The sequence below is a fragment of the Campylobacter hyointestinalis subsp. hyointestinalis genome (genome assembly GCF_013372145.1).
Classification (GTDB): domain Bacteria; phylum Campylobacterota; class Campylobacteria; order Campylobacterales; family Campylobacteraceae; genus Campylobacter; species Campylobacter hyointestinalis.
Window position 1 is genome coordinate 264,777 of sequence record NZ_CP053827.1, and the last position, 23,407, is coordinate 288,183.

Below are 23,407 nucleotides of genomic sequence, written 5' to 3' on the forward strand. Positions count from 1 at the left end.
ATTTTTATCTTACGTTTGTTTCATTAGCAACTCTTTTTATATTTTTTCATTTTATACCATTACTTTGTTATTTTTAGTCTATATTGCTATAAAATATATTTTAGTGGTTTTTATAGTACCTTTTACTATCTTTTTTAGAGGGCATATCCTTACTATGATTTAAGGTGTTATTACTTTGCTTAGTTCAAAAAGCTATTTTAGATGTTTGATGACAAATTGTATGATTTTTAAGGTTTATTTTATCTTATGTTTTTGGCAAATTCCAAAATTGTTTTGACTTTTAAGGCTTTAAAATACTTTTTATAGTAAAATACATATTTAAGATCATAAATTTAAGGCAGACAATGTGTGCAATAGTCGGGGTTATAAATTCAAAAGACGCTGCAAAAACGGCTTATTACGGGCTATTTTCTATGCAGCACAGAGGTCAAGAGGCTAGTGGTATCAGTGCAAGCAATAATCATCATATCAAAACTATAAAAAATCGCGGTCTAGTAACTGAAGTGTTTGATAGTAGCAGCTTTGAAGTGCTAAAAGGTGAAATGGCTATCGGACATAATCGCTACAGTACAGCTGGAAGCGACAGCGTGTTAGACGCTCAACCTGTGAGCGCTAAGTATTCTTTAGGCGAGATAAGTATAGTCCATAATGGAAATTTGATAAATAAAGATGAAGTTCGCAAAAGCCTTGTTGAAGATGGCGCTATATTTCAGTCAAATATGGACACAGAAAACATACTTCATTTGATAGCAAGAAGCAAAAAAGAGCATCTGCAAGACCGCATAGTAGAAGCCGTAAAGCAGATAAAAGGAGCTTACTGCCTTTTGATACTTAGTAGATCAAAAATGTTTGTTTTACGTGATCCTTATGGCATAAGACCACTGAGTATCGGTAGGCTTAAAGATGGTGGATATATAGTATCTAGTGAGACTTGTTCATTTGATCTTGTTGGAGCTACTTTTTTAAGAGATGTAAAGCCAGGCGAAATGCTGATTTTTGAAGAGGGAAAAAGTGAGTTTAAGAGCATACAACTTTTTGGACAAACAGATCCTAGAATTTGCGCTTTTGAGTATATATATTTTGCTAGGCCAGATAGCGTGATAGATGGTAAAAATGTCTACGATATCCGTAAAAAGCTAGGTCAAACATTAGCTAAAAAATCAAAAATAAAAGCCGATCTTGTCATCCCAGTACCAGACTCAGGCGTGCCAGCAGCTCTTGGATATGCAAGGCAGAGTGGAATTCCTTTTGAGATGGCAATAGTAAGAAACCACTATGTAGGAAGAACATTTATCGAGCCTACTCAAGAGATGAGAAATCTCAAAGTCAAACTTAAACTAAATCCTATGAGTGATGTTTTAAAAGGTAAAAGCGTAGTCGTGATAGATGATAGCATCGTAAGAGGAACGACTAGTAAGAAGATCGTAGAGCTTTTAAGACATGCAGGGGCAAAAGAGATCCATATGAAGATCGCAGCTCCAGAGATAAAATTTCCTGAGAAATACGGTATAGACACACCGAGCTTTGCCGAACTCATAAGTGCAAATATGAATGCTAGCGAAGTATGTAAATTCATAGGTGCTGATAGTTTGGAGTTTTTAAGTATAGATGAGCTTACAAACGCTCTTGGAAATGAGAGAAAATACTCGCTCGTTAGCTTTGATGGGGATTATTTTATAAAATAATCCTAATGACAATAGAGTTTATAATGATAAGTTGGGGTTCTAAAAGTAGCTGGGTAAGGTAAAGAGACGCTAAAAGCTCTTGACTCGCTCGGCTTTAAATTCGTGCCTATCTTGAACTCCATCTCTACTGAGCTTCTGGCTTCTGGCTTGGATTTTAAAGTATCTAAAAAGCCTTTTTGTTTAAATATATTTCCATCTAAAACGCCTTTTTCTACCGGTGAGTTTGTGAGTTTCATCTCAAGAGTACAACTCGTGATAGTGTAATCCCCGATATTTCTTATGGTGCCGAAAAATACCATACTTTCGTTGAGCAAAACTCGATCGTAATTAAGATTTTCTATCCTAGCTTTTTTTGTATATTGATCTATGCTAAGCATGGCAAATATCGCTAGACAAGTCATCACGAATATATTTAGTCCTACCATACTGATTATAACAGATATCCGTTCTTCTTTTTTTAAAGCCAAAATCAAAAATAGTATGAAAAATACACAGATAATAACTAGCGCTATGATATGAAAAATTGTAAAATACATCAGAAACACTCCGAATTTATAGTTGTATTATAATCTATCGGCTTAAAATTATTTATGATTAGCCTTAAGTTTTTTGTAGTGTTTATGTCTATCTGCTCGTTGATAACGCTTTTTTGTACCTTAAAGGGCTTTAGAGAGTTTATATAATTTTTAAATTTATTATCTGAATGGGTGTAGAATTTGACTTTTACACTACAATAAGAAAATGGTTTTTTGGATAGATTGGTTAAATTTAAATCTACTATAAGAGTATCTGAAAAGCTTAGCTGCTTGATAAAATTTAGATCCAACTCTCTTTTCCTTATATTTTCATCAATTATCTTATGTGTGTAGATGATACCAAAAATGATAAAACAGACATCTAGTATGAGTATAAAACTAGCAAAAAATGGTCTTTTTACTACCAAAATGATAACTAAAAAAAGTACTACTAAAAAAATAAGTAAAACCCAAAGTATGGCAAAATAGTCAATAAATACAAAATGTGCCGTATAAAATCGCACCATCTCTTTTAGACTATTTATCGCGTGCATTTTTCTCCTCTATGCCGCTTATCCCCTCTCTTCTTTTTAGTTCATCTATAATACGCGATGGATGTAAATCGAAGTTTGCTAACGCAACTACGATATGAAAAAATATATCTGCGGCTTCGTATATCACGTCATAGCTAGGGTCGCCAACCTTATGTTCGCCAAAACTTTCTTTGCCAAGTTCCTTGTATTTTTTAAATTTAGATAGATCTTTGAGTGCAAAACAAAACTCTCCGGCTTCTTCACAGATTTTTTTGAGATATGCGTTTTCGCCTTTTGAGTAGAGTTTTGCTATATACGAGTTTTGTGTATCGCAGTTTAGTTTTCTATCAAGCGCGACGTGGTATAGATGATCGAAGATATCGTATTTTTCATTTTTTATAAATTCGGTATTTGTAAGCGTTTTTGAAGTGAGTGAAATTTCATTGAAAAAGCAAGATTTTTTACCGGTATGACAAGCTACACCGCCTTTTTGTTCGACTTTTATGAGTAGCGAGTCATTGTCACAGTCGAGTAAAGCGGATCTGATTATTTGGATATTTCCGCTCTCTTCACCTTTTTTCCAAATTCTATTTTTTGTGCGTGAAAAATAGTGGGCAAAACCTGTTTTTAGGCTTAAATTTAAAGCTTCTTCATTCATATAAGCCATCATCAAAACTTCATTTGAACTCTCTTCTTGAACGATAACAGGTAAAAGCCCGTCTATTTTATCCCAATTCACGCACACCTTTATTCCTTTTTATTTTTGTTCCATCACGCTTTGTTTAGGCCTATCTTTCGTATCTACCCAGATATTTGGCACGGCTCCTCCAGGAGTTAAAAATATCTTAGCATCGGTATTTACTTTTAGAGCTTCGTTAAACTCTTTTTGAGTTTGAATTTGTTTTAGTTGTAGCAAGTTATTATCTAAGCTTTTTGCCACTTCTTTGTTCGCATAAGCTTGAGCGTTTGCTTCTATCTTAACAGCGTCTGCTTTACCTTGAGCTTCTATCTTAACAGCGTCTGCATTACCCTTTGCAAGAGCTGCTTTTTTGAGAGCTTCTTGGTTTGCTCGTTCTACTTCGTATTTTGTTCGTTCAGCTTCTTGTTTTGCTATTTGAACGCGTTCTATCTGCTCTTTTACTTTTGGTGGAAGTATTATTTCACGAAGTTGAACACTTAAAAGCTCAACTGGCTTGTTTTGCTGACTGTCTATGTCTGTCCTTATGCCATTATCTATGGCTACTGCTATATCGTTACGACGCTCTGGAAGCTCTTCTGCGGTGTATTTACCAGTCACGTTTCTAACGACGTTTCTAACGACTGGATCTATGATCTTACTTTCCCAGCTAAAGCCCCACGCAGCGATAGTTTGAGGCGCGTTTAAGGGATTTAGTCTGTACTGGACTGTTATATCCATACTGACTGGAAGTCCTCTAGAGTCAAGAACTGAGATAGTATCTTTAGTTTCGATACCGCTACCACGGTAATTTGCTTCATTTCTACCTTCGCTTGAAGTATAGTTTATGATACGAACTTTAGTATCGACGATCCTAACTTCTTGTATGAAAGGTATAAAAAAGTGAAAGCCTGGCTGAAGTGGGCTTGGATCAAACTTACCCGCTGTGGATTTGATACCGACTTCACCTGAGTTGATGACGACAAATGGCTTTGCTATGGCCAGAACAGCGATGATAATGATAATGGCATAAACTACGCCACTTACTTTACTAAAACCGTTAAAATTTGGAATATTTGGCTTTTTAAAGTTAAAATTCGGCTTATTATCGCCTCCGCCACCGTTTCCGTTTTTTTTATTAAAATAATCATTTAAATCTGCTGGCAAATCGTTTCCTTTGTAAATTTATTTTGCGTATGTTAAGAAATGCTCATATTTTGGATTTTTACCCATTACAACATCAAAATACGCTTGTTGTAATCTTGTAGCTACTTCGCCTCTTTTACCGCTACCGATGATTCTGCTGTCTATATTGCTGATCGGAGTGACTTCTGCTGCTGTTCCAGTAAAAAATGCTTCATCTGCATTGTAGGCTTCATCTCTAGTGATGCGGTGACGTACGACTTCGTATCCTAGGTCTTTTGCTATGGCTATGACTGTTTTTTGAGTGATGCTTTCTAAGCTTGTATCGTTTGGTGGAGTGATTATAACGCCATCTTTTACTATAAAGAAGCATTCGCCGCTACCCTCAGCGATAAATCCTTGCGGATCAAGAAGTAAGGCTTCATCACAACCAGCCTCTTGAGCTTCGAAATTTGCCATTTGAGAGTTGAAGTAATTTGCACTTGCTTTTGCTTTTGCCATCATAGAAAAAGGAGCTGGTTTCATCCAAGATGAAATCTTGACTTTGATACCTTTTTCAAGTGCTTCATCGCCCATATAAGCACCCCATTGCCACGCTGCGATCGCGACATTTACAGGACATCCGATATGACTAACGCCCATTTTACCATACCCTAAAAATACAAGTGGGCGGATATAGACGTTATCGTTATAAGTGTTGCTTTTTAGAAGTTCTACGTGGGCTTTATTTATCTCTTCTTGTGTAAAAGGTATTTTTATCCCACAAGCTTTTGCAGACTCAAAAAGTCTTTTTGTATGTTCGGCGAGTTTAAAGATAGCCAAACCTTTTGGAGTTTGATACGCCCTTACGCCTTCAAATACCGCATTTCCGTAGTGTAGTGAGTGAGACAAAACGTGAACGGTCGCGTCTTTCCATGCTATTAATTTACCATCAAACCATATATGCTCTGCTTCTAGTAGTGCCATTTTTTACCTTTCGTTATTATAAATTTTTGCCTGATTTTATCCTAAATTTGATTAATATCTTTTGAATAATGCAAAATTTGACCTAGTCTTTGACGAAGTTATAGAAATGTCTAAATGATTGGTAGTTATATTTGTGCTATTAGATTCGTTGTTTAAATTTTTTAAATTTAAAATGCTATAATCCGTGCATTAAATTTAAAATAAAGGGAATAATATGCCGATTATAAACATAAAGCTTACTGCTCCTATGCCAAGCCGTGAAAAACTAGATGAAATCGCAGTCAAAATCACAGATATAATGGTAAATGATCTAGGTAAAAACCCAGCTAGAGTAGTGATAAATTTCGATGAAATTCGCCCTGAGGCGACGTATTTTGGAGCCAAATCAGTCCAAGCGATAAAGGAGGGCAAATAAATGGCGTGTTGCAAGAAAAAAGATCCAAGTTGCCCAGTAGAAGTAAAAGCGTCTGCTCAAACTTCGGCTTTTTTGCCTGAAGATATAGAGAGAAAAGTCACGTTGGCTTCTGGTGAGCTCGCTCCAGACTTTGAGCTAGAAAACGCAGATGGCGTAAAAATCGCACTTAAAGATTTCAAAGGTAAAAACGTAGTTTTATACTTTTATCCAAAAGATAACACTCCTGGTTGCACGACTGAAGCGTGCGAATTTAGTGCAAATTACGATGATTTTATCGCTAATGATACTATAATAATAGGCATTAGCCCTGATAGCGTCAAATCACACTCAAATTTCACCCAAAAACAGAGTCTTAAACACATACTTTTAAGCGATCCAGATAAAGAAGTGGCAAAGGCTTATGGAGTATGGCAAGTACGTAAAAACTACGGTAAAGAGTATCTTGGCATAGTACGAACGACTTTTGTTATAGATAAAACAGGACGTATCGCAAAAGTATATAAAAGCGTAAAAGCTGCCGGTCACGCTCTTAAAGTTTTAGCAGATTTAGTAAAATAATTTTAAAAAGATTTAAAGCGCTTTCAAAGTGCTTTAAATCTATATATTATTGCGCAATCAAAACGATTTTGTCACTTTGTTTTTATATTTATTTTCATAGATACTTTTTTATCTTCTTTAGCTCCGTTAGCATCAGTTATATCAAGGACTTCTATCTGACTTTCATTGACACCGCTTTCTAGCAATCTTTTACGTAGATTCTCCACTCTTTTTGCCGCTATATTTAAGATCTTGTCTTCTGAGACTTTTGTCAAATTTATGAGCTTTTCTATAGCAACGTCGGCATTTACAAAGTTTTCGTTGTTTATTTTTTGTCTAAAGAGCGTTTTTGTAGCATTTTCATAGTTTAGATCTTTAGTATTCATAATTAGAGTTATCTCTCTTTGTACGGCTCTGCTTGCTATGGCGTAAGTATCTGTTTTAGTGCTGTATGTAGGTGATAAAGTAAATACGATATCTGGTTTTTTCTGAGCGATATCTGCTAATTTTTTGATTTTATCTTCGCTTGTCTCTAGTAAAAATGCACTTCCAGGAGCAAAGTCTATACTGCTAAGCTCATCTACGCTTATACCAAGTGCGTTTCCTATAAATCTAAATGGGCTCGTAACTACATCGCTAAATAGTTGAAAAATAGCTTTCCATACTATACTTGCATAGCTAAACTCAGGGCTGTTTAGATCGCCCCAGATAGGTAGATCGACGTCTATTTGGTTGTTTGAGTCCTTTAGTATAGATATAGCTAGCTTTAAAGGAAGACTTACGGCGTCTTTGCTAGGAATTTCGCGTCCTAGAGTAAGGTTATCGAAATTTAGCGAGTTTGAGGCATTTAAAATGGAATTTTTTATCTTATAGTTTAGATTTACGTTGAGTCTGCCATCATCTATCTCATATCCTAAAAATTTGACCGAATACGGCGTAACGTTTTTCAAATTTATATTTTTAAATCGCAATATAAGATCTGTATTAGAAGTAGGGTTAAAAGGCATAGTGGTGACCAAGATCTCGCTAAATCCGTAGTTTGCAACAACCCCGTGAAGTGCGATATTGCTAGTTTTGTTACTTGATATCTCGTTTATGGTTGTTGAAATTTTAGTTATATTTGTATCAAAAACTATAGGTAAGCTTTCATCTTTAAACTCCAAAGAACCATTTTTTATATTGATGTTTTTTAAATTTATGTTTAAAGCTGGATTATCATTGCTAGTTTGCTTTGCATCTTTTGTTTTGATGAGATTTAAGATATTTAGCTCTTTTTGCTTTGAAACTGCTAATTTAAGATTAGGATTTTCTAGTTTGATATTTGATATAAAAAGGTTGTTTTTTTGGAAATTTATATGCCCCGTAAGGCTTTTAAACGAACCTAAAAGTTCGTTTTTCTCATCATTTATAGAAAAATTATTTATGGCAAGGTCTGCTTTTGTTTTTATGAATTTATCAAAGCTTGTCTTTGCATTTAGGCTTAAATTCGCATTTAAATTTTGCGTGTTTATATGTTCTTTTAAGTATGGTTTGATAAAATGCAAGTTGTGTAGCTTAAGCTTTAAGTTTGAGTCGAATTTTAACTTGCTAGTATCTATTAAATTACTACTTTTTAGATCCAAAATCGGATCTTTTATGTCTAAATTTAGTGCAAACTTATCTTTATTTTGGATATTTTTTGCCGTTATTTCTATATTTTTTAGTTTGTTTTGGCTAAATGGATCACTGAGGTTTAGTGAGCCATTTTTTAGACTGAAATTTTGTACGTTGTAGTCAAATTCTTTACTATTTTTGCTTGTTTTATTGCTACTTTTAGGTATTAAATTTAAAAAAGAATTTACGAGTTTAGAGCCTTTATCGTCTATAAAGCTAGCAAAATTCGGGTTTTGAACGCTTACGTTTTTTATGGAAAGATTATTATCCAAAAAATTTAGATCATCTATGATAAATGATTTAAGTTCTAGATGATTTTTTTTATCTAGATGTGAATTTGCTTCTAAAATGGAGATATTTTTTGCGCTTATAAGTTCGTTTTTTAACTCAAATTTACTTAGATCAAACTTACTTATATCTAAATTTAATCCTTGTTTTGCGGCGCTAAAATTTGCCAACTTTAGTAGATCTATATTTAGATTGGTGCCGAATTTTTGGCTATACGTTATAGTTTGGTTTGTTAAGTTCATATCACCTAGTTTTGCATCAAATCCTTCAAATTTAGTTTTAAATTTAGAAGCCACGATCTCTTTTGCTTGTACTTTTATGTTGAAATCTTCATTACTATTTTCAAGCTCAAGGCTAAAGTGTGGGACATAAAAAGAGCTAAGCGCGAATTTATTTGTATTTTGAGAGATATTTAAGTCTTTTATGAGTGTATTTACATCTGCTTTTATACTTAAATTTTCATCAAAAACCAGCTTATAATCTATCTTTGAGCTTAAAGTTGCACTCTCAACGCTAAGGGGCATATCTTGTAAAAATGAGACCCAAATAGGATTTATCTTTAATTCTCTGAGTTCTAAAATTCCGTCTATTTTCACTGGATTAAAACTAGCATTTGCATCAATAGTTAGGTGATTTGCTAGGTTTGAATCAGCTAAGAGAGAGTGAAATCCCAGCTTTTTATCTTTTGTGGATAAATTTGACAACTTATAGTTCATATTTTGCAAATTAAGCTTAAAACCACTCTTTAGATCTAGATAGTCGAATATTGCGTTTGTTATCTCGAGATTTTTTATCTTATACTCAAAGTTTAGTCCGTCGCTTTGCGGCTCACTTTTGCTTGTTTGATTAACATCATTTTGGAGTAAAAATGAAAAATTAAAGGTGTTATTTTCATCTTTTTGGACAAATACTTGAGGATTTTGGAGTTTTAACGTTTTTATATTTATGGTTTTATCAAATAAATTTGATGGTTCAAGATCTACGTAAATAGCGTCAAATCTAATGATAGGCAATTTTTGCGAAACCTCTACGCCAGTGATGTTTGCTTCAAACGTGAAAGGATTTATCCAAATATCTTTTAGTGTTAAGTTTAAGTCTTTTTCAAGAGCGATTTTCGTAGCGTAATGAGTTATAAGTTTTGGGGCTATAAAAAAGCCAAATGCTGCGTATAGTGCAACGAGAAAGCAGATAATCACCGCAGTTATTTTAGTTTTCATAGATCTCTCCTTTTTAGTGCTTAATTATATAAAAAAATGAGTACAAAGTAGATAAATTTAATAAATTTAAAAACCGCATTTTGCTATCATAAAAACAAAAAGGTTTAAATTTGTTAGTCCATATATGCTGTAGCGTCGATAGTCACTACTTTTTACAAAAGCTTAAAAAAGTATATCCAAACGAGCGAATTATCGGTTATTTTTATGATCCAAACATTCATCCTTATAGCGAGTTTTTGTTGCGTTATAAAGACGTAAAAAGAAGCTGTAAAAAGCTAGGGATCGAGCTTATATGTGGAGACTATGACTATGAAAGTTGGCTTAGCGGTACGAAAGGACTTGAAAAAGAGCCTGAAAAAGGTAAAAGGTGCGAGTATTGTTTTGATTTTCGTGTAGGAAATTCTGCTAAAATGGCGTTAAATTTAGGCTGTAAAAGGCTTACTACAACGCTTTTAATGAGTCCAAAAAAAGACTTTACTCAGCTAAAAAATGCACTAAAAAATGCCGTAAAAGATACGAGTTTAGAACCTGTGGCAGTGGATTTCCGTAAGAATGGCGGGACAATGGAACAGTTTGATCTAGCTAAAAAAGATAAGCTTTATCATCAAAATTACTGTGGTTGTGTATTTGCTCTAGAAAAACAAAGAGCCAAAGATGAGATCTTTGACGAGCTTTTTGAGCCTTTGGGCGGGCAGGTTCAGTTTGGCTCTATAAAAAGCCGTTTAAAATTATATAAAAAAGTTAGAAAATATGAAAAAAACGGTATAGAATTTGATCTAGTGAGAAAAAAAATACTAAACTATCGTCTGAAATTTGCAAAAGTTTGTGTTGATGGTGTTCTTGTGCCTAGTTATATGCTGTTTTATTCGCATTTTGGTAGAAATACGCTTAAATTTACTCTTCATAGTGGGGGTGAGCTGATAAATGTAATGAACGAGGGCGCTAAGCTCTTAAGTCTTGCTAAGTTTAATGAGCTTGGCGGATTTGATTATAAAGATGTTTTGAAGCTTATGAGATGTCCGCCTAAATTAGGACGCGAACTAAAAGTAAGAAAACTTATAGAAGTCGGTTTTAGCTTATCTCCTATCATCGTACTTGATGAGATAAGGGCTGGAAAGTTTGAAGTACAAGCTAGTAGTGTTATCTATCCGCAGATCATAGAAAAGGTAAAAATTTAAAAAAGCTCTTTAAATTTATGAAAGTATGTTTTACTAAGATCAAGTAGAGTTTTATTTAAGCTAATTTTTATTGACAAATAAAAGGCTTTTGGGTATAATTCATATTCTTTTTTATATGCATTCCGGATTAGCTCAGCGGTAGAGTAGTCGGCTGTTAACCGATTGGTCGCTGGTTCGAATCCAGCATCCGGAGCCACTATCTATCATCTTTTTTTGATCCCATTATTATTTCAGTTTTTGTTCTAAGCTTTTTATTTATAAATCTTTTCTCTCTATCACTTAGCTTATCTTTGCTATCTTCATCTTCTTTTAGAGGTTTTGATTTTTGTGGTCTTTGTTTTGATAGTCCAAATAAAATATATATCGCAAAAAATATACAAGATATAGACAATATCCACTTTGCAAAAAGTGCATATCCTATGATATCTTCTTGCTTTGTTAGCTTGAGATATTCTATTACGTCGGCATATATGAATTGTGAAATGAGCACTAAAAATATAAGCGTCAAGATCAGTGCAAGTCGTTTTCTAAATTTGTAAATAAACGTCCAAAATATGGCTGATTTTATACCTTTTATCACTGTTTTTCCTAGACTAGAAAATCAAGCCCTAGTATAGCTAAAGCCGCTACTATGGTTTTGTTCTTTAAGCTATCTACTATACGACTTTTTTCATCTGTTAGCATTATCTCAAGCTCATCATCGTTAAAATCATCAAAACTTTTGTGATTCATAGCCAGTTTGGCTTTTAGGGCAAGAACTGCTTTTTCTTGTATCTTTGTATCTACTTTATTTTTAAGTTTGCTACCGCCAAGCTTTGCATAATCAAATGTTTTTTGTAGTTTTGAGCTTGCTGCTTTGATAGCTCTGTTTGCTTTTATTTTTTTAGTTATATTCAAAATTAGACCTTTAAATTTTTAAAATTATATTTGAAAAGTGTAAATATTTATAGTTTGAGATAATAAGGCTTTGTTTTGGTATGATAAAAATAAATAATAAAAAGTAAAATTGCCCCTATAAAAAAAGGGGCAAAATATTAGTGTAATTTAGACCAAATTTTCTTTTTCCAAAGTAGTGCAAATATACCAAGTATAAAGAAATAACCCATCATATATAGACCAGTTGTTTCACGCTCAGCTTTTTTGCTATCTCCTGCTTGGCTCATATAAGCAATTGCTTGATTTTGAGCCTTCTCATTTAGTCCGACACGTGGCATAGAAGTGCCAGGAAGAAGTTTTTGAGTATCGTTTATAAAGTTATGCAAGTAATCAATACTTCTTGAACGGATATACATAGAAAGATCTGGAGGCGTAGTGCCAAGATAGCTTGCTATGCTTTGTTTGTTACCGTTTGTATAGACGCCCTCATATTTCATATCATGACATCTCGCACAAGCATTTACAAATACTTCTTTATCGCTCATCTCTTTTGGAGCTATACTTTTAAAGTAAGCTACTAGGTCAGCAATCTCACTGTTTAGATCACCGCCAGCACCCATAAACGCAGTCATAGGGAATGGATTTTCATCGCCGAATTTATGACCGACTTTTAGTGCGGTAACCGGATCTTTGATAAGAGCGGCTAGGAATTTAGGATCATAAAGATATCCAGCAGTGCTAAGATCAGGAGGAGCTACGCCAAAGCTTTCACTAGCGGCTCTTGGATCCATAGGCTCAGGAACATTTGCTGATGCTATACCGTGACATCCTGTACAACCTGCTGCATTTACGAGCTCGGCACCTCTGTTTGCGTCGCCTTTAGCAAGATCTATAGAGTTTATATCATCCCAAAATGCTGTATATTTGTCCAAAGTAGCTTTGTCTATATCTGCTATTTTTTGAGCTGATTTTATAGCTTCTTCGTTATTGCTCGCTTTTGCTGTTTGCAAGGCGGCTTGAGAATTTGCCGCGTTTAATTTAGCAAGGTCTATATCTTCTTTTGCAAAATCAAAATTTGCCGGTTCTACGTGAGGGTGCAAAACTGAATGTGCGTAAGGCTCAACTCCCCAGTAGATGATACCAGTGACTATTACGACTACGATGAACGCCTTTAACTCTTTCATTTATTCCCCTTTCTTTCGCGTATTGTTATGATAGGCAATACTACTAACAATAAAACTAGATAACCAACAGAAGCATAGAAGCCTACCCAAGCATTAAAGCCTGTTGGAGGAAGCTTTCCATAAACTGTTAGTATGATCAAGTCGATGATAAGAAGCCAAAACCACACGAAGAATGCCTTTCTTTTGTGGGCTGGAGCAACTACATCGCTTCTATCATAAAGAGGCATAAAAAATAATGAAATACCGGCAAATGCGAATGCAAGCAAACCAATATCAGCAGCTTTCATAGGTCCTATATCAAAGAAGAATCCACGTAAAATTTCATATTGCCACAAGAAATACCACTCAGGATAGATGTGAGTAGGAGTTTTTGAAGCGTTTGCAGGATCAAAGTTTATAGGATCCATAGCAAAGCTAAAATGGAAAGATACCAAATAAGTAAAGAAAATCATAAAAAATGATATATACATAAAGTCTTTACTTAAAAATCCAGGCCAAAATGGTATGACTTTTGAATTTTTTGTGTCACCGCTTAAGTATTTTTCAGCTTCAAGTTCAAAGTCTATCTCTTCACCTTCTAGGTTATTTACATGAGGAACTCTTAGAGTGTAGAAGTGGATAACTACAACCATGATAATTACTATAGGAAGTAAACAAACGTGTAGCATAAAAAATCTAGTAAGAGTAGGATCGCTAACTGCGTAATCTCCTCTTATCCATTCAACGACTGCTTCACCTATAACAGGAATTCCGCCAAATAGTTGAGTGATAACTTGTGCTGCCCAGTAGCTCATTTGTCCCCAAGGCAACATATATCCGCTGAATGCTTCAGCTGAAAATATAAGGAAAAGAAGCATACCGCTTATCCATATCATCTCGCGACCTTTTTTGTATGAACCATAATAAATTCCTACAAATGCGTGGATATAAAGTATCAAAAATATAACTGAAGCCGCAACTGCGTGCATATGACGCCATAGCCAACCATACTCGACTTCTTTCATAATAGTGTAATTTACGCTATCAAAAGCCAAATTTGCATCTGGTTTGTAGTACATAACTAGCAAAAGACCAGTCACAAACAAAACTGTAAATAACGTCGTAAGGATAACACCCATTGCCCAAAGGAAATTTATATTTTTTGGGATCCAGTATTGTCCAGCTAAAACATTCCATAACTTAGTGATAGCGATACGTTGCTCGAACCAATCATAAACACTAGTAGCTTTTGTAATATGTGCCATTTTCTCCCTTTCTCTTAAGCTAAGCCGACGAGTTTCTTGTATTCAGGACCTTCTTCGCCTAAAACAAGTTTTGTACCGTCGATTCTAAATGGTGGGATATCTAGTGGGCGTGGTGGCGGTCCAAAAGTATTCACTCCACTTGCGTCAAATTCACCTCCGTGACATGCGCATTTAAAAGTATTTTGACTAGCTGACCAGCTAGGGATACAGCCAAGGTGTGTGCAAAGTCCGATAGCTACCATGTATTTATCGTTTCCGATAACTATATCTCTATTTGGATTTGCTTTCATTTCATCATTTTTTTTGATGATGAAAATAGGTTTTTTACGCCATTCTACTTGGCGGAACTCTCCAGCTTGCATAGGGCTTAGATCAACAGTCGTAAATCCAGCTGCCTTTACACTAGGAAGCGGATCCCATGTTTTTTTCATACCAACAAGAGCAAATGCGCCGCCCACTGCAGCGACTGCGCCAAATGCCATGCCTATGAAATCACGTCTTTGCTTCTCTACAGACATTTATTTCCTTTCGATTTGATTTATTATTTGTTTTGATCAAATTTGGTTTTAGTCAAGCTCATCACGTAATACTAAATTTAAATAATAGTAATGCAAAATCACCTGATAACTTGTAATTATAGTATTTTAAAATTAAAAAACTATTTAATCTGTTTATTTAAATTTTATATATATGAGCAAATTCATTGCATATTAATATTATTTAAATTTTTAACGCTTTTATGAAAACAAAAATGTAAAAGCTAAGATCATCATAATGACGCCCGTGATAAACTCAAGGATTTTCCAAGATATAGGTTTGTTAAATAGTGGTATCAATACTCTAGCGCCGTATCCTAAGCTAAAGAAAAACAGAAAAGAAGCGCTCATAGCTCCGAGTCCGAACATCCATGCTAAACTCCCAAAGCTAGTAGAAACACTACCTAGTAAAATCACAGTATCAAGATATACGTGAGGATTTAGCCAAGTGAATGCAAGTACTAAAAGAACTGTTTTTAGTCTGCTTGAGCCTAAATTTTGTGAAGTTTGCATGCTATGTGAAAGTCTAAATGACGAGTAAAAGCTTTTTAAAGAGTAAATAAATAAAAATATAAACGCAAAATATCTTGCAAATGTTTCTATGTATTGAAATTTTTGGATAGCAACGCCAAATCCCAAAATTCCAGCCCATATCATCAAAGCATCGCTAAAAGCACATATAAGGCAGACTAGAAATATAAATTCCTTTTTGATGCCTTGTCTTAGCACAAAGGCGTTTTGAGCGCCTATAGGTAAAATCAGCGAAAGCCCAAGCAAGAAGCCTGAGATAAAAGCGTTTATCACTTACTTTGCTTTTGGAGCGATTTTATGGCTATATGGAGTATATCGATAGCTGCTGGAGTTATACCGCTGATGTTTGAAGCCGCCGCTAGCGTAGGCGGAGCAAATTTATTTAGTTTTTCGACGACTTCATTACTTAGTCCGCTTATACTTTTAAACTCAAGATCTTTAGGAATTTCAACATTTAAAAGTCCTTTCATCTTTTCTACTTCAAGGCGTTGTTGAGAAATGTAATGGTAGTATTTTGCCCCAGTTAGAATTTGGTTTAGGCTATTTTCATCTAAATTTGCAAAAAAGTCATCTAGTTTTTTTAACTTTTCTATAGTAAATGTTTTGCGTGCGACTATCTTTTGTAGTGGCATTTTTTCGTTGATATTGTCTTCGTTTAAGCTTGCTAAAAACTCTAAGTTTTGTTTTGTAGGACTTAGCTCTTTTGTAAGCAAGATTTCCATACCTTTTTTTAAATTTGAACGTAAATTTAGCATATCTTCGTACGCATCTTTTGGTAAAAGTCCTATGTTAAATCCATACTCGCTAAGACGCAGGTTTGCATTATCTTCACGTAAAAGCAAACGATACTCGGCTCTGGACGTAAACATTCTATAGGGCTCTTTTGTACCTTTTGTGACTAGATCGTCGATAAGAACGCCTATATAGCTCTCATCACGGCGCAATACCAGCGGATCTTTTCCTTGCAAACTTAAAGTAGCGTTTATGCCAGCCATTAGCCCTTGAGCTGCGGCTTCTTCGTATCCTGTGGTACCATTTATCTGTCCTGCTAGGTAAAGTCCGCTAACTTTTTTTGTTTCTAAGCTATGTTTAAGCTCTGTAGGCATCACGTAGTCATACTCTATAGCATATCCGTGGCGAACTATTTTAGCATTTTCAAAGCCTTTAACAGAGTGTAGCATATCTACTTGAGCATCATAAGGCAAACTTGTTGAAAAACCATTTATATAGTACTCTGTAGCTTCTATAGTCTGAGGTTCGATGAAGAGATGATGGCGATCTCTATCGCCAAAACGATTTATCTTGTCTTCTATACTAGGACAATACCTAGGACCGATCCCTTCTATCTGACCTGTAAATAGTGGGGCTCTATCAAAATTTGATCTTATGATATCGTGAGTAGTTTCATTTGTATAGGCTATATAACAAGGTAGTTGAGTTGGATTAAAATCTTTTGTGCGGAAGCTAAACTGAGCTGGATTTGCGTCGCCTTCTTGAACTTCTAAAACGCTAAAATCTATGCTGCTAGCAAGTACTCTAGGGCAAGTGCCGGTTTTTAGTCTGCCCATTTCTAAATTTAAGCTTTTTAGTGAGCTTGAGAGATTTTTACTGCTTAGTTCTCCGACGCGTCCGGCTTCAAGTTTGGCTAGTCCTACGTGGATGAGCCCATTTAAAAATGTTCCTGTAGTGATGATGAGTTTTTGTGTTTTGTATCTGTTATCTAAGTGAGTTTTTACGCCTGAGATTTTTCCATTCTGTGTCAAAATCTCAGTAGCTATCTCTTGAGTGACTTCTAAATTTGGAGTATTTAAAAGTAAATTTCGCATATAAACTCTGTATTTATCCATATCGATTTGAGCTCTACTTCCGCGTACTGCTGGACCTTTGCTTTCATTTAAAAGACGAAATTGAATCCCGCAAGCATCCGTAGTAAGAGCCATTTGTCCCCCAAGAGCGTCTATCTCTTTTACCAAGTGACCTTTGGCTAGGCCGCCTATAGCAGGGTTACAGCTAGCTGCTCCGATCTGCTCTGCAAGTATGGTTATAAGCATTGTTTTAGCGCCCATTCTTGCCGCTGCTAAAGAGGCTTCTATACCGGCGTGTCCTCCGCCCACGACTATCACATCATAATTCATCATTTCAAACCTTGTTGTTTTTTTAAGCGAAGGATTGTATCAAATTTAGTGTAAAAAAAGTATAAATTTAAAGGCTATGTTTTTATTAAGTATTGAAATTTAAGCTTTATTTTGCTAAAATATCTACATTAAAAATAGCACAATAAAGGCGGTAAAATGGCAACTTCTAACGCAGAACTTGAAATCGTAAAACAGCTTTTTAGCACTCTAAGCGATGATGATAAAAAATCATTTCTAAAATCTATCAAAAACAAAGAAAAATCAGAGCAAAATTTAATACTCTCAAAAGAGATAAAAGCGTGTCCGCATTGCAAATCTACTAATTTTGTGAAAAATGGAAAAAAAGATGGCAAACAAAGATTTATGTGTATGGATTGTCATAAGACATTTACTGTTACAAATAACTCAATCTTTTTTAAAACCCAAAAAGACCTTGAAATTTGGCAAAAATATATCCATTGTATGATTGAAAAATACTCACTTAGAAAAACCGCTGAAATTTGTGGCATTGCACTATCTACTGCGTTTTTTTGGCGACATAAAATCTTAGACACATTGCAAAAAATGCAAGATGAAGTAAAACTTAATGGCATAGTAGAAGCAGATGAAACATTTATGCCTATCTCATATAAAGGTCATCACAAGGATTTTAACTTTCCACGCTTAGCAAAGAAAAGAGGAACTGCAAACACTAAGCGTGGCTTATCAAAAGAACTTGTTTGCATACCTTGCGTAGTAAATTTAAATGGCAAATCAATAGCAAAAATATCTAATCTGGGTAAGCCAAATATTGCTAGTTTATCCAAAGTAATACAAGGCAAAGTTGAGAAAGAAAGCGTATTTGTAACTGATAGCCTACGCTCATATTTAAAACTATCAAATGAAATGAGCCTAAACCATATCTGCATACCACGAAACAAACATAGTAACGGCTCGTTTAATATTCAAGTCGTAAATAACTACCATAGCAGACTTAAATCAATGCTTGTGTATAATTTTAAAGGTGTGGCTACTAAGTATCTAAATAATTATCTTGTCTATCACAACTTTGTAAATTTTGCAAAAGAGAGTAGAAAAGATAAAGAACAAATTTTGCTAAACCATATACTAAACACAAATTGCATAAGCCAAAGCATAAGCGTAGCAAATAGACCTGCCGTGCCGTTATTGGTAGCGTAAGCTGTAAAAAATTTAAAAAAGGAATAAAATTGTCATATAAAAAATATTTAAACAATGTTACATTGGGTGATTGCTGTGAGCTAATGAAAAATATTCCTAATAATTATATTTCAGGCTGCATAACTGACCCACCATATAATTATGAATTTTTTGGTAGAAATTGGGATAATGTAGAAATAAAACGCAGAAAAAATAAAGCAAATAACAATAAAAATATATTGGTAAAAAATATACCTTATGGCAGTGGGTTAGCAGGAGGAGTTAAAAATGAAAGATGGTATAAAAAAAATAGGGATAATATTTTAGAATATCAATCTTGGGTGGAGCATTGGGGGAAAGAGTTATATAGAATTTTAAAGCCTGGTGCGTTTATAATGGTATTTAATAGCAATAGGAGTGTGGCACATATTCAAATAGCACTTGAAAACGTGGGTTTTTATACCAAAGATATGTTTATATGGATAAGAAATAGTGGTATTCCAAAAGGCTTAAATGCTTATGAAAAAATGAAAAAAGATGGATATGAATTGGCAGAAAATTGGAAAGGCTGGCATAGTGCAACAAGAAACAATTACGAGGCAGTATCTGTCTTGCAAAAACCAATAGAAAACAATTATGTAAACAATGTAAAGAAATACGGAGTAGGACTTTTAAAAACAGAAGGCTATATAAATCATAATGGCTTTCTATCAAATATATTTGAAGGCTATCAAAGAGATAAAAAAGATGATTTCAATAAGCATATAACGGTTAAACCAATAAAACTTATAGAAAAATTAGCAGAGATGATTGTTCCAAAACAAACAAATAATATTATAATTGACCCTTTTATGGGAAGTGGGACAACAGCATTAGCTTGTAAAAATTTAGGTATTCCATATATTGGTTTTGAATTAAATGAAGAGTATATTAAAATAGCAAATATGCGATTATCTTAAAAATCATATTTGGCTTTTAAACAAGCCAAATATTGAACTATATCTATTCCACCATAGTTTATGATAAAATCAAAAGCATCTTTGTCAGAGATAATTTCCCAACCGCCGTTTATAGCAGCAGTAATAGCCGCTGGTAGGTTATCGTTTCTTAAAATCAGGAAAACTGGATTATATCCCATTTCTTTTAACATTTTTCCATATAATTTAAATTTTTTCAGCGTTCCACTATCGCCTGAACCAATTCGATATTTAGCATCAATTGCCAAATTACCTATGAAATAATCTACAGGGTGGTCTGTTCCAAAATCAACACTTTCTGGTGGCTTAAATAGATTATTGGAAGTAAAAAGCTCTTTGGTTATTAATTCCCAAACTCTTCCAAGCTCTCTATTCCAATATTGCATATTTTGCATTTTTGTTTCATAAGTTATATTAAAAAAATCCATTAAAATATCTGAGTCAGAAACAATTGTGTCAAATTTCTTTGATTTAAAATTACTTTTATATTGCGACAAAATATCAATAACATTACGTTCTATTTGCTCTATAACTATATTCATCATTTTAGTAACTCCGACAAATCAGCTCCTAGAGCTTTTGCAATTTTATAAGCATTTATTAGGGTAATATTTTTCTCACATCTTTCTATACTGCCAATATAAGTTCTATGCAGACTAGATAATTCTGCTAACTTTTCCTGAGTAATATTTAGTGCTTGTCGTCTTTTGCGAACATTTTTTGCAAATATGTTTAAAATGGAAATCATAATTTATATTTTATAAATAAGTAACAAAATAAATCAACACTCTATTGATAGCATTTTTTAGAAATCAATACACTATAAAAACAGAGCCAATTTAAATTATGCTGATTATTTATTATTAGTACATGTATTCATGGTTTTAGTTCCAAATCATAATCTTTTCCGCTGTAAAATCTTTTTCTGCTAGCATTGAATGCATTATCAAATAGACTTCTTGTATTGTTAAAATCTTTGCTTTTTATTCCTGCAATATCCATAAAAGCATGAATAAAATCATCACTCATAAATGGCAAATTTTGAGCATTTTGTATCTTTTTTATAATATCTGGACGATTTTGTTTTAGTTGCGAACTGACGTAAATCATAAAAGGAATTTCTACCATATATCTTGAGGCCATGGTATCACTATGTCCTGCAAAATCTCTAAAATCATAAACTTCTTCACCATGATCGCTAAGATAAAATACAATTGCTTCATCATCTTTAAATTTATCCATTATATCACTTACTATTTTATCATTATAAAGTATTGCATTTACGTAATTGGCTACTATTTTGGATTGTTTTTTATCTAGATTAATATCGGTTTTGATATCTTGATAAGTAAATTTTTCAAAATTTGCTGGATATCTCTCTTTATATCCTCTATGTGTACCAAGAAGATGAAATATATAAAAGCTATTTTCTTTTGTTTGCGGTAAAGTTTTAAAAATATCAAGTAAAATACCATCATACGTTAGTGGCGATTTGCCATCAACTCTTTGACTTGAATATTTTGTAATATGACTTCTTTTTGCTATTACAGAGTAAGAGTTTCCATATGAGGCTACTGATTCTTGATTGCTAAGCCAAAATGTTTTATATCCGGCAAGTTTTAAAATGTCAATCAAATTCATATGCTTATACCAAGCTGTAGATGAATTTTCATAGTTTTTAAATGTTAGAACGCTTTCTAAAGCTTGATTTGTATGTGAATATGATGATATTATATCGTTAAAAATAAAAAGTTCTCCATTTTTGGTTTTTTGGCTTAAATTCTGCGTGTTTTTTAATGGATATCCATATAAATTCATATAGTTTCTTTGTGTGCTTTCACCGATTATTAAAGCTATTTTTGGAATTGCATTTTTTATTTCAACTTGATAATTTGTAGATTTTATGGATTTGTCTAAATTTCCTTCCATAATTTTTATCTCTTTTAACATCTCATTTTGGTTGATGAATGTTTGATAAATAATGTCTATCCATTGCTTGAGATACATTTTATCATTTGTTATGAAGCTATCAAATTTTTTAATTAGCACTCCGGTTGATATGATAAAAATTATCAAAAGAATGATTTTAAATTTTTTAGTGAGTATTTTTAGATTGTCTTTGTTTGATTTAGTACAAAAAAATAAAATAGAAAAAGCAGTAAAACCAAGTAAAAATGGAAGTGGCTTCGTTATATATGAGTTTAGGAATTCTAGCGACTCATTTGGATTTGTAGATAAAAGTGTATCAAAAAACACTAAATTTAATGTGTCATGAAAATTAATAATAAGAAATATTTCTACTATACCAATTAATGCAAAAATAATGACAAAAATACGTTGAATAATTATGCATATATATGGGTAAAAAACTAAGTATATAAAAAAGGCAGAAAAATACTAAAAAATTTGAAATAAGATGTGCGATGCATTGTTTTTGCATTCTATAAAATTCATTTATACCCCCCCCTATGACAATATTATAGAAAAGCATACTCAAAAATAATTCAACAAGCAAAATATAAAATAATCTTCTATTTAAAATCATTTTGATCCTTAAAATTATAGTTTAAATATATGTATAATAGCAAAAAAATATTATTTCCAAAGTAAAATTTGTAAAAATGAGCTAAATTTAATATAATTTCTTATCAAATTTTAGGATAAGATAATGTTTAATGGGCTGATTAGAGAGATTGCAAAAGTTAAAAGTTTTGATGGCAAATTTTTAAGTTTAGAAGCTAAATTTAGACCGAGTTTAGGTGACAGCATAGCGATAAATGGAGCTTGTTTGAGTGTCGTTAGCATTCAAAATGATGGTTTTAGCGTAGAGCTTAGTAGCGAAAGTTCTAAGAGTTTAGCCATAGAAAATTATAAAGATAAAGTCCATATAGAGCCTGCGATGAAGATAGGCGATAGGATAGATGGGCATTTGTTGCAAGGTCATATTGACGCTGTAGGTGAGATAATAACTATCAAAAAGTTGCTAAGCGGGACTGATTTTTTTATAAAACTCCCAAAAGATATTATGCATTTAGTGGCAAATAAAGGAAGCATCGCAGTTGATGGTGTGAGTCTTACGATAAATGAAGTTTTTGAAGATAGCATAAGACTTACTATCATACCTATTAGCTTTAGAGATACGCTTTTTGGCGAGTTTAAAGTAGGTAGGCGAGTAAATATCGAAACAGACCTTTTGGCTAGATATGTAGAGCGGATTTTGGGTATCAAAAATAGCCACAACAAAAAACTATCGTGGCAAGAAGCGGATTTTTATGCTAGTTTGTATTGAAAATAATGACGTTTTAGCCGGATTTAGCACTAAAAAAGGTGGTGTTTCGAGCGGCGTTTATGAAAGCTTAAATTTAGCTACTCATGTTGGCGATGACAGACAAAACGTACTTGAAAATAGAGAAATTTTAAGGCGTAAAATCGGCGCGAAAAAGCTGATTTTTATGGATCAAATTCACTGCGATGAGATTTTTGAAGTATTAAGTTTAGATGATGAAATTCCGCCTTGCGATGCTCTTATCACTAGTCTAAAAAACGTAGCATTATGCGTCTTGGTGGCTGATTGTTCGCCTGTGCTGATATATGATAAGCTTCAAGGCAAAATAGCTGCTATCCACGCAGGACGCGCTGGAGTAACACTTCAAATAGTTACAAAAACGATCAAAAAAATGGGATCAAAGGCTATAAATTTAAAAGTAGTAGTAGGTGCAAATATAAGCGGGAAATGTTATGATATAGGAAATTTAGATCTAGGTGAGTTTAATAAATTTAAAAACGGAGTTAAATTTAATATGAATGCGGCTTTAAAATGTGAGCTTGATAGTTTTGGTGTGAGAGATTATGAATTTAGTGATATTTGCACACATTGCGACGAGAGATTTTTTTCATACAGAAGAGATGGTGTGACAGGAAGATTTTGCGGATTTATCTACCTAAAATAGGTAAATTTAA

At 33.6% G+C, this 23,407-nt stretch carries 24 protein-coding genes and 1 tRNA gene; 9 read left to right on the forward strand and 16 right to left on the reverse strand.

Annotated elements, in window-relative coordinates; genetic code table 11:
* Positions 1 to 344 precede the first annotated feature (344 nt).
* Positions 345 to 1,685 (forward strand): amidophosphoribosyltransferase, encoded by a 1,341-nt coding sequence (gene purF, locus CHHT_RS01460; protein WP_034962443.1) that lies wholly within the window; start codon positions 345 to 347, stop codon positions 1,683 to 1,685.
* A 2-nt stretch (positions 1,686 to 1,687) separates the two neighbouring features.
* Here purF and CHHT_RS01465 read toward each other — a convergent pair whose 3' ends face one another.
* The 5 genes from CHHT_RS01465 to CHHT_RS01485 are packed head-to-tail and all read right to left on the reverse strand — an operon-like array spanning position 1,688 to position 5,518.
* Positions 1,688 to 2,221, reverse strand: a complete 534-nt coding sequence (locus CHHT_RS01465; RefSeq protein ID WP_167540828.1) for a DUF2393 family protein — start codon at positions 2,219 to 2,221, stop codon at positions 1,688 to 1,690.
* On the reverse strand, positions 2,221 to 2,754 hold the full coding sequence (locus CHHT_RS01470) for a DUF2393 family protein (RefSeq protein ID WP_034962440.1): 534 nt from the start codon (positions 2,752 to 2,754) through the stop codon (positions 2,221 to 2,223). Before CHHT_RS01470 ends, CHHT_RS01465 begins: the two co-directional genes overlap by 1 nt.
* Complete coding sequence (gene hisI, locus CHHT_RS01475) at positions 2,738 to 3,478, reverse strand: phosphoribosyl-AMP cyclohydrolase (RefSeq protein ID WP_034962438.1); 741 nt, start codon at positions 3,476 to 3,478, stop codon at positions 2,738 to 2,740. The genes CHHT_RS01470 and hisI overlap by 17 nt, the downstream gene beginning before the upstream one ends.
* A gap of 12 nt (positions 3,479 to 3,490) precedes the next feature.
* Complete coding sequence (locus CHHT_RS01480; protein WP_034962436.1) at positions 3,491 to 4,576, reverse strand: SPFH domain-containing protein; 1,086 nt, start codon at positions 4,574 to 4,576, stop codon at positions 3,491 to 3,493.
* Positions 4,577 to 4,594: 18 nt separating this feature from the next.
* A complete protein-coding gene (locus tag CHHT_RS01485; protein ID WP_034962435.1) occupies positions 4,595 to 5,518 on the reverse strand; it encodes a branched-chain amino acid transaminase in 924 nt (307 codons plus the stop codon).
* A gap of 214 nt (positions 5,519 to 5,732) precedes the next feature.
* On the opposite strand from CHHT_RS01485, the gene CHHT_RS01490 reads away from it, so the two are divergent.
* Positions 5,733 to 5,933 carry a tautomerase family protein gene (locus tag CHHT_RS01490; RefSeq protein ID WP_034962430.1) on the forward strand — a complete coding sequence of 67 codons (201 nt, stop codon included), beginning with the start codon at positions 5,733 to 5,735 and terminating at the stop codon, positions 5,931 to 5,933.
* A complete protein-coding gene (gene bcp / locus CHHT_RS01495; RefSeq protein WP_083427826.1) occupies positions 5,934 to 6,491 on the forward strand; it encodes a thioredoxin-dependent thiol peroxidase in 558 nt (185 codons plus the stop codon). It begins immediately after the preceding gene.
* A gap of 71 nt (positions 6,492 to 6,562) precedes the next feature.
* On the opposite strand, the gene CHHT_RS01500 is transcribed toward bcp, so the two are convergent.
* A complete protein-coding gene (locus CHHT_RS01500; RefSeq protein ID WP_034962428.1) occupies positions 6,563 to 9,628 on the reverse strand; it encodes a DUF748 domain-containing protein in 3,066 nt (1,021 codons plus the stop codon).
* Between the two features lie 110 nt (positions 9,629 to 9,738).
* Here CHHT_RS01500 and CHHT_RS01505 point away from each other — a divergent pair, with 110 nt between their 5' ends.
* Positions 9,739 to 10,806 (forward strand): epoxyqueuosine reductase QueH, encoded by a 1,068-nt coding sequence (locus CHHT_RS01505; protein WP_034962426.1) that lies wholly within the window; start codon positions 9,739 to 9,741, stop codon positions 10,804 to 10,806.
* A gap of 121 nt (positions 10,807 to 10,927) precedes the next feature.
* Positions 10,928 to 11,002, forward strand: a tRNA-Asn gene (locus CHHT_RS01510).
* Here CHHT_RS01510 and CHHT_RS01515 read toward each other — a convergent pair.
* The 7 genes from CHHT_RS01515 to mnmG form a co-directional block, all read right to left on the reverse strand.
* Positions 11,003 to 11,386, reverse strand: a complete 384-nt coding sequence (locus CHHT_RS01515) for a hypothetical protein (protein ID WP_034962419.1) — start codon at positions 11,384 to 11,386, stop codon at positions 11,003 to 11,005. It lies immediately after the preceding tRNA gene.
* Between the two features lie 8 nt (positions 11,387 to 11,394).
* Positions 11,395 to 11,703 carry a hypothetical protein gene (locus CHHT_RS01520; protein WP_034962417.1) on the reverse strand — a complete coding sequence of 103 codons (309 nt, stop codon included), beginning with the start codon at positions 11,701 to 11,703 and terminating at the stop codon, positions 11,395 to 11,397.
* Between the two features lie 137 nt (positions 11,704 to 11,840).
* Positions 11,841 to 12,866, reverse strand: coding sequence for a c-type cytochrome (locus tag CHHT_RS01525; RefSeq protein WP_034962415.1), 1,026 nt, complete (start codon positions 12,864 to 12,866; stop codon positions 11,841 to 11,843).
* A complete protein-coding gene (locus tag CHHT_RS01530) occupies positions 12,863 to 14,110 on the reverse strand; it encodes a cytochrome b (RefSeq protein WP_034962414.1) in 1,248 nt (415 codons plus the stop codon). The genes CHHT_RS01525 and CHHT_RS01530 overlap by 4 nt, the downstream gene beginning before the upstream one ends.
* A 14-nt stretch (positions 14,111 to 14,124) precedes the next feature.
* Positions 14,125 to 14,628, reverse strand: coding sequence for a ubiquinol-cytochrome c reductase iron-sulfur subunit (gene petA, locus CHHT_RS01535; protein WP_034962412.1), 504 nt, complete (start codon positions 14,626 to 14,628; stop codon positions 14,125 to 14,127).
* A gap of 219 nt (positions 14,629 to 14,847) precedes the next feature.
* The gene (locus tag CHHT_RS01540; protein WP_232051094.1) at positions 14,848 to 15,450 is read right to left on the reverse strand and encodes a LysE/ArgO family amino acid transporter; all 603 of its coding nucleotides are present in this window, start codon (positions 15,448 to 15,450) and stop codon (positions 14,848 to 14,850) included.
* Positions 15,447 to 17,312 carry a tRNA uridine-5-carboxymethylaminomethyl(34) synthesis enzyme MnmG gene (gene mnmG, locus CHHT_RS01545; RefSeq protein WP_034962410.1) on the reverse strand — a complete coding sequence of 622 codons (1,866 nt, stop codon included), beginning with the start codon at positions 17,310 to 17,312 and terminating at the stop codon, positions 15,447 to 15,449. The genes CHHT_RS01540 and mnmG overlap by 4 nt, the downstream gene beginning before the upstream one ends.
* A gap of 156 nt (positions 17,313 to 17,468) precedes the next feature.
* On the opposite strand from mnmG, the gene CHHT_RS01550 reads away from it, so the two are divergent.
* Together CHHT_RS01550 and CHHT_RS01555 are read left to right on the forward strand one after the other, a co-directional pair.
* Entirely contained in the window at positions 17,469 to 18,491 is a 1,023-nt protein-coding gene (locus CHHT_RS01550) for an IS1595-like element ISCaje5 family transposase (protein WP_002819562.1), read from the forward strand.
* Positions 18,492 to 18,520: 29 nt separating this feature from the next.
* On the forward strand, positions 18,521 to 19,429 hold the full coding sequence (locus tag CHHT_RS01555) for a DNA-methyltransferase (protein WP_002819561.1): 909 nt from the start codon (positions 18,521 to 18,523) through the stop codon (positions 19,427 to 19,429).
* Here CHHT_RS01555 and CHHT_RS01560 read toward each other — a convergent pair.
* From CHHT_RS01560 to CHHT_RS01570, 3 genes are all read right to left on the reverse strand, one after another.
* The gene (locus tag CHHT_RS01560) at positions 19,426 to 19,992 is read right to left on the reverse strand and encodes a hypothetical protein (RefSeq protein WP_002819560.1); all 567 of its coding nucleotides are present in this window, start codon (positions 19,990 to 19,992) and stop codon (positions 19,426 to 19,428) included. The genes CHHT_RS01555 and CHHT_RS01560 overlap by 4 nt on opposite strands.
* Positions 19,989 to 20,195 carry a helix-turn-helix domain-containing protein gene (locus CHHT_RS01565; protein WP_002819558.1) on the reverse strand — a complete coding sequence of 69 codons (207 nt, stop codon included), beginning with the start codon at positions 20,193 to 20,195 and terminating at the stop codon, positions 19,989 to 19,991. Before CHHT_RS01565 ends, CHHT_RS01560 begins: the two co-directional genes overlap by 4 nt.
* 128 nt (positions 20,196 to 20,323) lie before the next feature.
* Entirely contained in the window at positions 20,324 to 21,703 is a 1,380-nt protein-coding gene (locus tag CHHT_RS01570) for a phosphoethanolamine transferase (protein WP_141079406.1), read from the reverse strand.
* Between the two features lie 412 nt (positions 21,704 to 22,115).
* Between CHHT_RS01570 and CHHT_RS01575 the strand changes: the two genes are divergently transcribed.
* Together CHHT_RS01575 and pgeF are read left to right on the forward strand one after the other, a co-directional pair.
* Positions 22,116 to 22,736 (forward strand): riboflavin synthase, encoded by a 621-nt coding sequence (locus CHHT_RS01575; protein ID WP_034962405.1) that lies wholly within the window; start codon positions 22,116 to 22,118, stop codon positions 22,734 to 22,736.
* Positions 22,720 to 23,397, forward strand: coding sequence for a peptidoglycan editing factor PgeF (pgeF, locus tag CHHT_RS01580; protein ID WP_034962402.1), 678 nt, complete (start codon positions 22,720 to 22,722; stop codon positions 23,395 to 23,397). The genes CHHT_RS01575 and pgeF overlap by 17 nt, the downstream gene beginning before the upstream one ends.
* Positions 23,398 to 23,407: the final 10 nt, after the last annotated feature.

Coding starts and splice junctions, on each gene's coding strand:
- purF (WP_034962443.1), top strand. CDS start 345: ATGTGTGCAATAGTCGGGGTTATAAATTCAAAAGACGCTGCAAAAACG.
- CHHT_RS01465 (WP_167540828.1), bottom strand. CDS start 2,221: ATGTATTTTACAATTTTTCATATCATAGCGCTAGTTATTATCTGTGTA.
- CHHT_RS01470 (WP_034962440.1), bottom strand. CDS start 2,754: ATGCACGCGATAAATAGTCTAAAAGAGATGGTGCGATTTTATACGGCA.
- CHHT_RS01485 (WP_034962435.1), bottom strand. CDS start 5,518: ATGGCACTACTAGAAGCAGAGCATATATGGTTTGATGGTAAATTAATA.
- CHHT_RS01490 (WP_034962430.1), top strand. CDS start 5,733: ATGCCGATTATAAACATAAAGCTTACTGCTCCTATGCCAAGCCGTGAA.
- bcp (WP_083427826.1), top strand. CDS start 5,934: ATGGCGTGTTGCAAGAAAAAAGATCCAAGTTGCCCAGTAGAAGTAAAA.
- CHHT_RS01500 (WP_034962428.1), bottom strand. CDS start 9,628: ATGAAAACTAAAATAACTGCGGTGATTATCTGCTTTCTCGTTGCACTA.
- CHHT_RS01525 (WP_034962415.1), bottom strand. CDS start 12,866: ATGAAAGAGTTAAAGGCGTTCATCGTAGTCGTAATAGTCACTGGTATC.
- CHHT_RS01530 (WP_034962414.1), bottom strand. CDS start 14,110: ATGGCACATATTACAAAAGCTACTAGTGTTTATGATTGGTTCGAGCAA.
- petA (WP_034962412.1), bottom strand. CDS start 14,628: ATGTCTGTAGAGAAGCAAAGACGTGATTTCATAGGCATGGCATTTGGC.
- mnmG (WP_034962410.1), bottom strand. CDS start 17,312: ATGAATTATGATGTGATAGTCGTGGGCGGAGGACACGCCGGTATAGAA.
- CHHT_RS01550 (WP_002819562.1), top strand. CDS start 17,469: ATGGCAACTTCTAACGCAGAACTTGAAATCGTAAAACAGCTTTTTAGC.
- CHHT_RS01560 (WP_002819560.1), bottom strand. CDS start 19,992: ATGATGAATATAGTTATAGAGCAAATAGAACGTAATGTTATTGATATT.
- CHHT_RS01565 (WP_002819558.1), bottom strand. CDS start 20,195: ATGATTTCCATTTTAAACATATTTGCAAAAAATGTTCGCAAAAGACGA.
- CHHT_RS01575 (WP_034962405.1), top strand. CDS start 22,116: ATGTTTAATGGGCTGATTAGAGAGATTGCAAAAGTTAAAAGTTTTGAT.
- pgeF (WP_034962402.1), top strand. CDS start 22,720: ATGCTAGTTTGTATTGAAAATAATGACGTTTTAGCCGGATTTAGCACT.